This is a genomic window from Streptomyces lasalocidi, from assembly GCF_005280215.1.
Taxonomy (GTDB): domain Bacteria; phylum Actinomycetota; class Actinomycetes; order Streptomycetales; family Streptomycetaceae; genus Streptomyces; species Streptomyces longwoodensis.
Genome location: NZ_SZNQ01000001.1, coordinates 7,302,515 through 7,316,030, shown reverse-complemented (window position 1 = coordinate 7,316,030; position 13,516 = coordinate 7,302,515). Strand labels below are relative to the sequence as shown.

The 13,516-nt window shown below is 73.9% G+C and carries 10 protein-coding genes and 1 pseudogene; 1 reads left to right on the top strand and 10 read right to left on the bottom strand.

The features are described from left to right. Positions 1-8: 8 nt before the first annotated feature. From E4U91_RS33040 to E4U91_RS33000, 10 genes and pseudogenes are all read right to left on the bottom strand, one after another. Positions 9-2,807 (bottom strand): DUF5682 family protein, encoded by a 2,799-nt coding sequence (locus E4U91_RS33040; protein WP_137310211.1) that lies wholly within the window; start codon positions 2,805-2,807, stop codon positions 9-11. Beyond that, positions 2,804-3,922: an ATP-binding protein gene (locus E4U91_RS33035; protein ID WP_137310210.1), complete on the bottom strand. Its 1,119-nt coding sequence runs from the start codon at positions 3,920-3,922 to the stop codon at positions 2,804-2,806. Before E4U91_RS33035 ends, E4U91_RS33040 begins: the two co-directional genes overlap by 4 nt. A gap of 57 nt (positions 3,923-3,979) precedes the next feature. Continuing rightward, positions 3,980-5,602, bottom strand: a complete 1,623-nt coding sequence (locus tag E4U91_RS33030) for a VWA domain-containing protein (protein ID WP_137310209.1) — start codon at positions 5,600-5,602, stop codon at positions 3,980-3,982. Continuing rightward, positions 5,599-6,939, bottom strand: a complete 1,341-nt coding sequence (locus E4U91_RS33025) for a hypothetical protein (RefSeq protein ID WP_241678919.1) — start codon at positions 6,937-6,939, stop codon at positions 5,599-5,601. Before E4U91_RS33025 ends, E4U91_RS33030 begins: the two co-directional genes overlap by 4 nt. A gap of 165 nt (positions 6,940-7,104) precedes the next feature. Further along, positions 7,105-7,563 (bottom strand): annotated as a pseudogene (locus tag E4U91_RS39290) (hypothetical protein); the annotation flags it as partial. A gap of 322 nt (positions 7,564-7,885) precedes the next feature. After that, positions 7,886-8,275 carry a hypothetical protein gene (locus tag E4U91_RS33020; protein WP_404766392.1) on the bottom strand — a complete coding sequence of 130 codons (390 nt, stop codon included), beginning with the start codon at positions 8,273-8,275 and terminating at the stop codon, positions 7,886-7,888. Positions 8,276-8,319: 44 nt separating this feature from the next. Beyond that, the gene (locus E4U91_RS33015; protein ID WP_137310207.1) at positions 8,320-9,966 is read right to left on the bottom strand and encodes a serine/threonine-protein kinase; all 1,647 of its coding nucleotides are present in this window, start codon (positions 9,964-9,966) and stop codon (positions 8,320-8,322) included. 102 nt (positions 9,967-10,068) lie between these two features. Further along, a complete protein-coding gene (locus E4U91_RS33010) occupies positions 10,069-10,509 on the bottom strand; it encodes an Lrp/AsnC family transcriptional regulator (protein ID WP_137310206.1) in 441 nt (146 codons plus the stop codon). A gap of 19 nt (positions 10,510-10,528) precedes the next feature. Next, complete coding sequence (locus E4U91_RS33005; protein ID WP_137310205.1) at positions 10,529-11,878, bottom strand: transaminase; 1,350 nt, start codon at positions 11,876-11,878, stop codon at positions 10,529-10,531. Between the two features lie 251 nt (positions 11,879-12,129). Further along, positions 12,130-12,786 (bottom strand): ANTAR domain-containing protein, encoded by a 657-nt coding sequence (locus tag E4U91_RS33000; protein ID WP_241678765.1) that lies wholly within the window; start codon positions 12,784-12,786, stop codon positions 12,130-12,132. Positions 12,787-12,961: 175 nt separating this feature from the next. Between E4U91_RS33000 and E4U91_RS32995 the strand changes: the two genes are divergently transcribed. Further along, complete coding sequence (locus E4U91_RS32995) at positions 12,962-13,318, top strand: helix-turn-helix transcriptional regulator (protein WP_168218213.1); 357 nt, start codon at positions 12,962-12,964, stop codon at positions 13,316-13,318. Positions 13,319-13,516 lie beyond the last annotated feature (198 nt).

The window sequence follows — 13,516 nt, the reverse complement described above, 5'->3', positions numbered from 1 at the left end:
TCGGCCGGTCAGCCGGTGGTGAGCAGCGCCGCCAGGGCCTCCCCCGTGGCAGGGTGCTCGCTCAGCAGCACGGCGCCCCGGGTCGTGGCCGCCGGTGCCGGCCGCCAGGGGTCGTCGCAGCCCAGCAGCCCGGCCAGCGCGTCGCAGGCCGCGGGGTGCGCGGCGAGGAGCGCGACGCCCTGCCCGGCGTGCGGGCCCGCGGCCCCCTGCTCCCCCACCGGTGACGGTGGTGCCTCCCACGGCGGCGTCCAGGAGTCCAGTGCCGCGAGCCGCCCGGGGAACAGCCGGTCGGCCTCGCGGATGAGCAGCGGGGCCAGCTCCGTGCCGCCGGAGCGCAGGGAGGTGATCAGGCTCGGCAGCCACGGCAGCAGCACCTGGTCGGGCAGGCGGGCGAACGCCTGCGAGACGGCCTCCACCACGAAGTCGGCCAGCGCCGGCACCGGTTCCAGCGCGTGCAGGAAACCACTGAGGTAGCGGGGGTACGACGGCACGACCAGCGGGTTGCCGAGCAGGTCGGCGCAGCGGGCGCGCAGCTCCGTGCGCGAGAGCGTGCCCAGGTGGGTCCGGGCCGCCCAGAGCAGGGCGGTCTTCGCCGGGTCCTCGGGCCGCGACTGGGCGACGGCGAGCTCCAGTTGGGTGCGGTCGCAGCCCAGGGACAGGGCCAGGCCCTCCATGCTGAACAGGAAGCCCAGCATCGCCCCGACCTGGCGGACGGTGGCGTCCTCGTCGGTGAACGCCGTCGGCAACAGCGTGCAGTAGTGCGCGTACCCGGTGGTGACGAAGGACTCGATCCACGCGGGCAGCGCGGGCTCGTGCGTGCGGTGGTACGCGAGCAGCCGGCGCACCCGGCGCAGCACCTCGGGGGCGCCGTCGACGCTGCGCTCGCGGGAGAGGACCTCCAGGGCGCGGGTGCCGAGCTCGTCGGCGAGGCGCCGGCTGCGCAGGTGGAGCAGGGCGTCCTCGACGGTCTCCAGGACGGCGCCGGTGGTCGCCCGGGGGTCGTAGGCGGTGCGGCGCAGGCGCTGCTCCAGCACCTGCTCGATGCTGACGCCCTCGTAGCCGAGCTCGATCAGGGCCCGCTGGTGGGTGCCCAGGGCCAGGTCCCAGGACTCCTGGATGGGGCGTTCGCCGAGCCGCCGCTCACCCATGATCGGCCGGGCGGCGCCCTGGGGCAGCAGGCGGCGCAGGATCCACAGGACGTCGGAGCAGGCCTCCAGCTCCGGGCGGGAGGCGACGTCCAGCAGGGCGCGCTGGACGCCGCGCTGCTGGAGCCTGAGGGCCAGCGGGGCGAGCCGGTCGTGGACGTCGCGGGCCAGGGGCGGCAGCGCGTCGTAGCCGACCTGGCCGACGCGGTCGCCGCCCATCATGCTCTCGACGAGCCGCCGCACGTCCCGCCGGCCCGGTACGACGTCCTTCTCGATGCAGGTGACGGCCGCGTCCTGGAAGTCGTACGGCGTCGGCTTGGCGCGGTCGCGCATCCCCGCGAGGAGGATGGACGTCTCGAACACGGCGATGGCGTCCGCGGTGGAGGCGAGGTAGCCGTTGCGGCGGGCGGCGCGCACGATGTCCACGGACCAGCCCAGCAGTTCGGCCTCGTCGAGGCGGTCCAGGGCGGGCGGGCGGCCCAGGAACCCCGAGAGCTTGTCGGCGGGCGCCCCGGACGGTGCAGGTGACGGCAGTCGAGCCTTGCGGCCCTGCTTCTTGGTGCCGGCCTGGCCCTGGAGCCGGAACGGCTTCACGCCGGTGCGCCGGACGTTCTTGGCCCATTCGGCGGCGGCGATCGACACCGAGCCGCCGGCCAGGCCGAACTGGGCCTCGATGGCCGCGTGGCTGGAGGGGATCAGGCCGTGGCGCCACCGGGTGCCGCTGGGCGGGGTGATGGTGAAGGTGTCGGTGCCGTGGACGCCGAACTCCTCGACGCGGCTGGCCGCGTGGAAGGCGCCGCACACGTAGAGGCAGTCGCCGGGGTCGGTGCCGGTGGCGGTGAGGTGGCCACGGATGCGGGTCCACATGTACCGCTCGCGGTCCTCGTCCACGCGGACCCGGCGCGGGTCGCCGGGGGCCAGGCGGCGGAAGAGGCTGCCGATGAGCAGCATCACCTGGCGGTAGGTGTCGTGGTCGCCGTCACCGAGGGGCACCTCGACGTACTGGTGCCACCACTCCGACCAGTGCCGCACCCGGCCGTGGCGCAGCAGGTGCTCCTCCAGCTCGGCGAACCGCGGGCGCAGGTCGCCGATCTCCACGCCGACCGCGTCGCCGTGCAGCGCGGCACCGTCCTCGCCGTGCGGAGCGTCGGGGTCGGCGGGCTCACCGGGGGCGGGCGGGTGCGCGTCGCGGGCCTCCCACTGGAAGACGTGGTCGGAGGAGCGGTCGACGAGGACCAGCTCGACGCCGGGGGTGTCCAGGGCGTAGGCGATGGCCTGGTACTCGGCGGACGCCTCGGTGATCGGGGCGACCACCGAGAGCGGCGACCAGTCGGCGGGGAAGCCCACGACCTCGCCCGCGAACGCCTGCACCGCCACCGGCAGGCGGCAGTTGCGCAGCTCGGTGAGCAACGGGGCCATGTCCTCGCACAGTTCGAGGTAGACCACCTTCGGCTGCTTCGCGCGCAGCCGCCGGGCCATGGCGAGGGCGGAGGCCGGCGAGTGGTGGCAGACGGGGAAGATCTCCAGGGGTTCGCCCAGGGCGCGGTCGACGTCGTCGACGATGCCGCGCAGGATGCCCTCCAGCGCACCGGGGCCGTCGGCGAACGCGGTGGCCGCCTCGTGGAGTTGGCCGCGCAGGGCCTCGAAGGTGCCGGCGCTCACGACAGGGTCGCGATCGCGTCGCGGCCGCCCTCCAGGAACTCCGGCCAGGAGCCCCCCTCCTCCTTGCTGCGCGGCTCGACCACGCCGTGCAGATACTTGTTCAGCAGGGCCAGGTCCTCCGGGTCGCGGCGGGCGAGCGAGCCCACGAGGGAGGAGGCGAGGGTGTGGGCGCTCAGGGTGCGCTCGCCGAAGAAGGTGCTGTGCAGGACCGCGTCCTCCAGCACGCCGATCTGCTCGGCGGTGGACAGGGCCGACTCCAGCTTCTCGTCGTCGCTGGTGGCGGCGGCCGCGGAGGCCCGCAGGTCGGCGAAGCTCTGCAGCAGCACGTCGAGCAGGGTGGGCGGCACCTCCAGCTCGATGCGGTGCCGCCGCAGCAGCTCCTCGGTGCGGAAGCGGACGATCTCCGCCTCGCTCTTCTTGTTCGTCACCACCGGGATGCGCACGAAGTTGAAGCGGCGCTTGAGCGCCGAGGACAGGTCGTTGACACCCCGGTCGCGGCTGTTGGCGGTGGCGATGACGGAGAAGCCCGGCTGCGCGAACACGATGTTGTCGCTGTCGCTGTCGAGTTCGGGCACCGAGATGTACTTCTCGGACAGGATGGAGATCAGCGCGTCCTGGACGTCGCTGGTGGCGCGGGTCAGCTCCTCGAAGCGGCCGATGGCGCCGCGCTCCATCGCGGTCATGATCGGCGAGGGGATCATCGACGCCCGGGACTGGCCCTTGGCGATGACCATGGAGACGTTCCACGAGTACTTGATGTGGTCCTCGGTGGTGCCGGCCGTGCCCTGCACGACGAGCGTTGAGTTGCGGCAGATGGCGGCCGACAGCAGCTCCGCGAGCCAGCTCTTGCCGGTGCCGGGGTCGCCGATCAGCAGCAGGCCGCGGTCGGAGGCGAGGGTGACGATGGACCGCTCGACGAAGCTGCGGTCGCCGAACCACTTCTGGGAGATCTCCCGGTCGAGCCCGTCGGCGCGCTCGGAGCCGAGGACGAACAGCCGGACCATCTTGGGCGACAGCCTCCAGGAGAAGGGCTTGGGGCCGTCGTCGACCGACTCCAGCCAGTCCAGCTCCTCGGCGTACTTGATCTCGGCGGGGGCGCGCAGCAGGTCGGACATGCGGGGGCCTTTCTGAGGTACGGGTGAGGTCGGTACGTGCGTGCTCGTGCGGTCCCGCTACGAGGCGAGGAACGTCTTCAGTTCGTGGACGAGCTTGCGGATGTGGCCGGAGAGCACCGGTGTGCCGAGGTCCTTGAAGCGCTCCCGGAACCACGGGTTGACGCTGCCGCGGCCGGAGCTGGTCACCGAGCCGACCGGGATGAACCGGGTGCCCGAGCGGTGCAGGGCGGCCATGCTGTCGAACAGCGGCTGGCTCTGCCACTCGTAGAAGTCGGAGATCCACACCACGACCGTGTTGCGCGGCTCGGCGATCTTCGGCTGGGCGAGGGCCATGGCGACCGTGCCGTCGGTGCCGCCGCCGAGGTTCGTGCGCAGCAGCGTCTCGAACGGGTCGTGCACCCACGGCGTGAGGTCCAGCGCCTGCGTGTCGTACGCGATGAGGTGGACGTCGACCCGGGGCAGCCCGGCGAAGATGGACGCCAGGATGGTGCAGTTGACCATGGAGTCGACCATCGAGCCCGACTGGTCCACCACGACGATCAGCCGCTGCGGTGTGGTCTTGCGCGCGGTGTGGCGGTAGTAGAGGCGGTCGACGTAGAGCCGTTCCTCCTCGGGGCTGTAGTTGGTGAGGTTCTTCCAGATGGTGCGGTCCAGGTCGAGGTTGCGGAAGACCCGCTTGGGCGGGACGGAGCGGTCGATCGCGCCGACCGACGTCTTCTCCACCTGGGTGCGCAGCACCTGGGCGACCTCGTCGACGAAGCGGCGGATCAGCGCCTTGGCGTTGGCGAGGGCCACTCCGGAGAGGTTGTTCTTGTCGCGCAGGAGCTGCTCGATCAGCGACATGCTGGGGGTGAGGCGCGCGGCCAGCTGCGGGTCGGCCAGCACCTCGCGCAGCCGCATCCGCTTGACCAGGTCCGCTTCCAGCGCGCCCAGTTCGGGCCCGATCTGCGGGATCAGCCGGCTCAGGTCCGGTGTGGCGCCGCCGAGGCCGGTGCCGGTCGGGGCGACACCGCCCGGGACGCTCGTCCGGCCGCCGCGCAGGTCGCCGGGGGCGCAGCCGAGGGCGCGCTCCAGCCAGCCGGCGTCGGACTGCCAGCGCGCCAACTGCCCGGCGCTGACGGCTCCGGAGCCGGTGGCGAAGACGTTGAGCAGCACCTTGGAGACGAGGGCGGCACGACGGACCTCGGCGGCACGGTCGCGGCGGTCGCCGTCGGTGGTGGTGTCGTGGGGGGCGGGGCGGCCGGGGCTGTCGCCGTCGGCGGTGTCGCCCTGCCGGCCGGTGCGGTCGTCGCCCTCGCCGGTGTCGCCCTGTCGGTCGGTGCGGTCGTCGCCGTCGGCGGTGTCGTCCTGCCGGCCGGTGCGGTCGTCGCCCTCGCCGGTGTCGCCCTGTCGGTCGGTGCGGTCGTCGCTGTCGGCCGTGTCGTGCTGGGGGTCGGCGCCGTCCGGGGTCATCAGGCCGTCGAGTTCGGCCGCCAGGTCCGGGTGGCGCTGCACGATCGAGTCGATCGAGACCTGCGGGTCGAGCAGCGTGGCCGGCAGGCTGATGTCCTCGACGACGGCGAGGCTCGCGGCTTCCAGGGAGGCCCGCTCCTCGGGGTCGAAGAGGCGGGCGAGCAGGCGCCAGTAGAGGACCTGGCGGCGGTGGTCGTGGGCGTCCGGGGCGGGTGTGGTCTCGGTCATTTCCGCAGCAGCCTTCCGGCGCGCTCGCGCAGCACGGTCACGGCGTCCGTGGCGGCCTTCTCCGCCTTGACGGCCGCCTTGTCGGTGGTGCCGCCGGCCCACGCACCCGCGTGCACGGACACCGTCCTGCGGCGCACGGTGCTCTCCACGGCGAGCGGCTGCAGGCGGTGCGTCCCGGCGTCCCAGCGCAGCAGCGCGATGCAGGCGGCGGACGCGGCGACCGTGTCGGGAGTGAGGGGACCGGCCGCGGGTGCCCGGTCGGTGTCGACGGCCAGGGTGTGTCCGGCGACGGTGAACGCCACGGTGTCCTCGTGCCGTTGGACGGTGTAGCCCTCCAGGAACACGGGGACGGCGAGGCCCGCCGGGTGCCGGTCGAGCGGTGCCGTCACGGCGGCGGTGGCGGTCGGCAGGGCGACGCGGGCCGTCGCGAACGGGTCGGCCGGTTCGCCCGGGCGGGCGTGCGCGTCGTCCCAGAGGAGGTCGCCGTCGCTGGTGGCCGGCATGTCGGTCAGCTCCATCGCACGGCCCTCCCCGGCGGCGGCGAGGAGCGTCATGTGCGGGCGCAGCAGCTGCCAGACGCCGGCGCCGACCACGGTGTCCGGCTTGGGGGCGGACACACTGGCGCGCACCAGGCGGGACGGGCCGCCGTCGGCCGGCTCGAACACGGCGTGCACCTGGGCCTGGACGGCGGTCGCGTGTTCGTGCAGGTCCGTGCCCAGGGGCAGCAGGCGGCCGGTGAGCCGGTCGGGGGCGGCGGTGCCGAGCGCGCCCGGCAGGGTGAGCAGCAGGGCCCGTGACCACAGGTCGCCCCAGCGGCGGGCCGGTATGCGCTCCAGCGTCGCTCCGGGGCAGGAGGCGGCGAGCTCGGCGGCGAAGCCGTCGAGGAGGACCGCGGGGCGGCGCAGCGCGGGGTCGGGCAGCAGCGCAGAGACGATGGGCGCGGCCCCGGCGACCAGTTCGTGGTCGATGCCCTGCCAGCCGCTGCGTGCCAGGTCGCACAGCCAGGAGCGGGCGGCGGCGAGGACGTTCGCCGCGTCCGGCGCGTCGGCCGCCGACGGCTCCCGCTCGGCGGGCGTACGGCCGGTGAACTCCTGGACGCGGTCGGAGAGGGCGTCGTGGACGGCGCCGAAGAGCGCGGCGCGGGCGGCGGCGAGCGCGACGAAGTGCTCCTCCCCGGCGGCTCCGGCCGACGCCTTGTCGGCGGCCTCGGCGACCCGGGAGGCGAGCGGGGACGCGGCGGCGGCGTGCGCGAGGTGCGTGAGGTCGGCGGCCTGCTCGGGCCCGGGGCGCAGGAGGCCGCCGGTGAGGGCACGGTCGAGTGCGTCGACGGCGGCCAGGGCGTCGTCGAGGCCGTCGACGGGCTGGGCGAGGGGGTGCGCGGACGCCGCCTCGTCCGGGGCGGGCCCGGTCCCTGCCGCGTCCGCTCCGGCCGCGGCCCCTTCCGTCTCCGTCTCCGTATGCGTCTGCGCCTGTGTCTGTGTCTCGGGTGCGGCCTCGCCCTGCCGGGAGGGCGGGAACCAGTGCATCTCGGGCAACGGTGCGGTGGCCGGGGCGAGTTCGAGGTAGGCCAGGTGGCGCAGGAAGCGGCTGAAGACGGCGGCGGCCGCCGTGCGGTCGGCCTGGGGCGGGTGGCCGGCGGTCATCGCGCCGGTCAGGGCGGGTGCGTCCGCCGCCGTGTCACCGGTGTCCACGCGCAGGTAGCGGGCGACGCGCAGGCCGCCGTACTGGAGGACCGCCTCGGTGATCAGCGCGCGGATGTGGTTGCAGAACCCGCCGCGGGCGCCGCCGCAGGGGCGGTTGTTGTTGGTGCTGCACGCGAAGGCGAAGGTGCCCGCGGCGACCGACGAGACGTAGACCCGCTCGATGTCCGAGCCGCTGGACACGACGCCCTGCAGGCGTCCGTCGGCCAGTTCGACGAACGGGACCTTGGCGAGCTTGCGGGGCCGTGCGGGTGGGACCACCCGCGCGGCGCTCGACTTCTCCCAGAGCGACAACGCACCAGCTCCTTTGCAGCAGCACGAGGGAATGCCGTCGCCGGATCGGCGAGACGTGATCGAACTTAGTGGCGACCACTGACAACGCCGTGCGGAGCGGGTGCGCGGGCCGGGCGGGTTGACTCACCCACTGTGCCGTGGCGTCCAGAAGGGCGCGCACGTACATCCTCGACGCCTCGGCCGCCGTCGACCCGGTGGGGCGGTCCTGGGTGAACACGACGTAGCGGCCGGAGCCGCTGATCCGGGCGCCGGACGGGCAACCCCCGGCGAAGCCACCGGGGTCGAGGTCCTACGGCTTACGGGAGACGTAGGCGTACAGCACGCCAAGGCCGGTGACCGTCACCGCAGTTGCCGCCACGACGGCGGCGGCGCGGGTGCGGTGGTGGGTGCGCCAGGACAGGGCCGCGCCCGACGAACGGGCGGACAGCGCCGAGCCCGTGCTCAGCCAGCTGCCCACCGAGGCGAAGGACGCGGCGGAGCCGACGGAGCCCACGGACAGGAAGCTGCCGACCGAGGCGACCGACAGGGCACTGCCGACGGAGCCGATCGACAGGAACGAGTCCACCGAGCCGATCGACAGGGCCGAGCCCTTCGACCACAGCGAACGCCACGAGCTGTGCGAGCCGTGGGGAACGGACGGAAGGCGCATCAGGCCGGAGGGGAGACGCTGGACGCTCATGCGCCGATCCTGCCAGAGCGCGCCGCGCTCCTGGGGGCGCGGCGTCAGGAAGTCGGCGTGCGGCGCAGGGCGGAGGGGGCTCCCGCCGCCTGGGCGCCCTCCTCGCCGAGCGTCATGGTGTCGTCGCCCGTGAGCCGGACGACGTACACGTTGCCCGTCGGGCACGAGAGTCCCGGGGCCGAGCGGTCGGTGGGATGGCTGGTCACCGCCTCGAACGTGGCGGTGGAGCCGTGGACCTCCCGCACTTCCAGCGCCTCGGTGCAGCCGACCTCCCGGCCGGTGCCGACCTCGCTGACGTTGCTGACCTGTTTCCCGGCGAGCTCTCCCCGGGCCGCCGTGTGCAGGGTCAGGGTGACGCGGAAGGAGCTGGTGCGGGGCTGCAGCCGGCCGTCGGCGTCCGGGTTCCCGGTGCCCTCGCCGGTCCAGGTGCCGGCCCAGGCCGTGGAGAGGGCGGCGGACGCGGACCCGGGCGTCGAGCCGGACGCGGGCGCGGAGGTGACGTCGTCGTTCCGGGCGTCGTCGCCGTCGTCCGGGCCCAGGAGGTTCACCCACAGGACCGTCGCCACGGCGACCGCCGTGACGACTCCCGCGGCGCTCCACAGCAGGGCGCCACGGGAGCGCCGGGCGGGGGGCGGCCCGGCGGGCGGCACCGGCGTGGGGGGCCACGTACCCGAGGGGGCCGGGGAGGTGGCGAACGACGGGGCCGTGTGGGTCGGGGGCAACGGCGGGGCCGCGTGCGCCGGGGGCAGCGGCGGGACCGCGCGTGCCGGGGGCGACGGCGGCGCGCACAGCCGGGCCACCTCGGCCGCGCGGGCGTCCAGGTCGGCGGTGAGGCCGGGCGGCAGGGCGTCCTCCCAGCCGGCTCCGGTGCCGCGTCCGGGGCGGGGCCACAGCGCGGTCAGTTCCGCAGTGGTGGGCCGCTGCCCGGGGTCCTTGGCGAGACACCGTCGTACGACCGGCAGCAGGTCCTCGGGTACGCCGTCCAGGCGGGGTTCCTCGTGCACGATCCGGTAGAGCAGCGAGGCCGCCGAGACCTGCTCACCGGGGTGTTCGAACGGGCCACGGCCGGTGGCGGCGTACGCCAGCACGGCGCCCAGCGAGAACAGGTCGCCTGACGGGCCGGCCGCCCCGTGGGACGCCTGCTCGGGGGCGAGGTAGCCCGGGGATCCGACGACCCCTCCGGTGCGGGTGTGCCGGGACTCGTCGGCGGCGCGGGCGATGCCGAAGTCGATCAGGACGGGGCGTTCCCGGGCCGGGAGCACGTTCGAGGGCTTGACGTCGCGGTGGGCGAGGTCGCACGCGTGCACCGCGGCCAGGGCGGCGGCGAGTTCGGCGGCCAGGGCGCGGACCGCCGCGGGCGGCAGGGGGCCGTACGCGGTGACCCAGTCGGCGAGGGAGGGCGCGGTGACGTACTCGACGGCCAGCCACTGCGGGTGTCCGCCGGGCGGGCTGAAGTCGACGACGGAGGCGGTCCACGGGGTGCGGACGCGGTCGCTGTTGCGGATCTCGCGGGCGAAGCGCGGCCCGAAGTCCGGGTCGGCCGCGAGGTCGGGCCGGATCGTCTTCAGCGCCAGGGGCCGCCCGGCGGGCGTGCGCGAGAGGTAGACCTGTCCCATGCCGCCGGCGCCGAGCCGGGCCAGCAGGGGGTAGCCGCCGACCGCGTGCGGGTCGCCGGGTTCCAGTGGTCGCACGTACGGTCTCCCCCTCGTCGCCAACTCCCCCACGGCCCCGGCCCGTCGGCCCGCGGGGGCGCCAGCAGGATACGTCCCGGCCGGTGTGCCCGGCGCGGCTGCTCAGCCGACGTCCCACAGGAAGCGGTGGGTGTGGATGCCGAAGTAGGGGAAGGACTGGACGCCGCTCACGCCCTCGACGGTGCGGACGACGTCGTTGACGAAGTCCAGCAGGTCCTTGGCGCCGGGCGCGACGACCTCGGCGAACAGGTCGAAGCCGCCGGAGGTCAGCACCGAGTACACCACCTCGGGGTGGGTCGCCAGGGCGTCGGCGACCGGGCGGGGGTCGCCGTCGACGGTGATGCCGAGCAGCGCCATGGCCTGGCCGCCCATCGCCATCGGGTCGGTCACTCCGACGACCTGCACGGCCCGGGAGTCCAGCAGGCGTTGCAGGCGCTGGCGGGCGGCCGAGGCGGACAGGCCGACCTTCGGGCCGAGGTCGGCGTACGCGATGCGTCCGTCGGTCTGGAGCTCCCGCAGGATGGCCCGGTCGATCTCGTCCACGGGTGGTCCTCTCCGCCGGTCAGCCGGCCAGTGCCGCCAGGGCGGCGGCGAACAGCTCGGTGTGCCGGTCCACGTCCTGCTCGGTGGTGTCGGGGCACATCAGCGCCATGTTGTGGAAGGGGGTGAGCAGGATGCCACGGTTGGCGAGGTAGAGGTGGAGGAAGTCCTCCAGTTCCGTGTCGCCCGCGGCCGCCGCCTCGGTCCCGGTGCGGGGCGCCGGGGAGCTGAACCGGTACTCGGTACGGGCCCCCAGCCGGCTCACCGACCAGGGCAGCGCGTGCTTCTCGATGCCCGCGCCGACGCCCGCCTCGAAGCGCTCGGCGAGCTGGTGCATGTGGGCGAACGCGCCGTCGGTCAGGACGTGTTCGAGCGTGGCGCGCATGGCGGCGACGGACAGGGCGTTGCCCGCGAGGGTGCCGCCGACGCCGCCCATGTCGACCAGGTCGAGGTCGTCGCGGCCGAGCAGCCGGTCGGCGAGCTCGGCGGACAGTCCGTAGGCGCCGGCGGGGATGCCGCCGCCGATCGCCTTGCCGATGGTCAGGACGTCCGGCTCGAGGCCCCAGGCCGCGGTGCAGCCGCCGGGTCCGGCGGAGAAGGTGTGCGTCTCGTCGTTGATCAGCAAGGTGCCGTGCCGGCGGGTCAGTTCGCGGACGCCGTCGAGGTAGCCGGGCTCGGGCAGGACGATCCCGATGTTGGTGAGGGCGGGCTCCATGAGGACGGCGGCCACGTCGCCGTGGGCGAGTTCGCGCTCCAGCTGGTCCAGGTCGTTGAACTCGGCGACGCGGCTGGTGAGGGTGACGTCGTAGGGCGCGCCGACATTGCCCGGGCGGGCGGTGCCCGCACCGTCGGGGCCGGTCACGATCAGGGACTCGTCGACGCTGCCGTGGTAGCAGTAGCTGTTCACGAGGATCTTCGGCCGGCCGGTGACCGCGCGGGCGAGGCGGATGGCCCAGCGGTTGGCGTCGGTCGCGGTGAGCGAGAAGCTCCAGCGGGTGAGGCCGAACCGGCAGGTGAGCTCGGCGCCGACCCACTCGGCGTCCTCGGTCGGCAGCATGGCCGTCGCTCCGCCCAGCTCGGCGAACCGGTGCTGCACGGCGGCGGTGACCGCGGCCGGCGAGTGTCCCGTCATGGCGCCGGTGTCACCGAGGCAGAAGTCGACGTACTCGTGCCCGTCGATGTCGGTCACCCGCGCGCCGCGCGCGGTGGCCAGGTAGCGCGGGAAGGCCCCGGCCGTCTTGTTCATCCAGGTCATCGGCACGCGGCCGAAGAGGTGGTCGGCGCGGGCGTAGGCGGCCTGCGAACGGGGGTTGCGCGCCTCGGCCTCCGCGCTCTCGCGGGCCAGCAGGTGACGCAGTCGGGCTCGGTCCATGGCGCACCCCGATCGGAGGGAAGGAGAAAGCGGAGAGGAATGAGGGAAACGTACGATCGGATGCGTGATGGAAGCAAGAGTGGACGCTCGATTCGGTTGTGAGGACGCGTGAATCGAGCGAGGCGTTCCATGTCCGGCCGACGGCCGTCCGAGTGACCCTCGGGCCTCAGTGGGCTCTCCGGGTGCGGCCGCCGGAGCAGGCGTCGTGCCTCAGCGGCTGCCCGTGCGGCCGTCCGAGTGCGCCTCGGGCCTCAGGGGCTCTCCGTGCGGACGCGGGTGACCGCCGCGGCGAGCTGGTCCCGGACCTGTTCGCGGGGCTCACCGCCCTCCGCGGTCGAGACGATGTCCCGGGCCAGGTGGTGGAGCTTGGTGTTGGCGTGCTGGGAGGCGGTGACGAGGACCCGCCACGCCTCCTCGGAGCTCAGCCCGAACGACGCCATCAGGATGCCCCGGGCGAGGTCGATCACTGGACGGGTCTGCATGGCGCGCCGCAGCTGGACCACCTCGACGCGCAGCTCCCGCAGGGCCTCCCCGTCGGCGCCCTGCTCCGTCGCGCCGTCGGGGTCCGCGAACAGGGACCGGGTGCCGGTGAGGTCGAGGACCCGGTCGACGGTCGGGGCGGTCGCCCTCAGGTCCAGCGTCTTGCCTTCCGCCAGGGCCCGCCGACGGGCCGCGAGCAGGACGTTGAGCGCGGAGCAGTCGCAGAAGCCGACCTCCGACAGGTCCAGGTCGACACCGTGGGCCGACGAGACGAGGGCGGTGCGCAGGCCTCTCTCCAGCGGCCGTGTCGCATCCAGGTCCAGGTCACCGCGCACCCTGACGACGGCACGGTCACCCTCGGGGCGGACGTCGATCACCGGTCCGGGCGCGGCCCGCACCGCCGACACACCATCCACCTCTGCCCGCACGGCGGCCTCCCTGCTCCGGGGGTCGTGTCGTGCGCAGGCTCTGGCATGACCGCCTCCCCCGGTCTCTTCCGTTCTCAGCTCAAGCGTGGCTCGGTTACCCACAACACGTCAATCAATACATGAACAGTAGTTCCGTCTTTTGAGTTCATGAACAAGAGGCCATAGAATCCCCTCCATGGAGGGAGTGCCCGAGTCGCACACAGGATGGACGTTCCTCACCAACCACGCGCGCGTCCTGGCGGCCATCGCAGACAATCGCACCGCCCGGATCCGTGACATCGCCGCGCACTGCCGGCTCACGGAACGCGCCGTTCAGAAGATCATCGCCGACCTGGAGCAGGACGGCTACCTGTCCCACACCCGCACCGGGCGCGGCAACACCTACATCATCGAGCCCGCCAAGGTCCTGCGCCATCCGGCGGAGGCCGGGCTGACCGTGGCCGCACTGCTGTCCCTGCTCGTCCACGACGAGGCGGCCCGCCGACAGGTACTGGACGCCCACCCCAAGGGGCCCGACCCGCTCGCCACTTGAAACCGCACGAGACGAAGGTCACGAAAACGTATCGGACATTCGAGGCGTGAATCTTCACACCAGTCACACAAGTTGGCTAGGTTGACGCCCGGGCCGCACGACCGACTCCGGCGAACCCCGCCGGACCGCGCGACCCCCACCGAGTCCGCGGCACCCTGACGGGTGCGGGTACCGCTGGTACCGCCTTGCGCTGCCGGC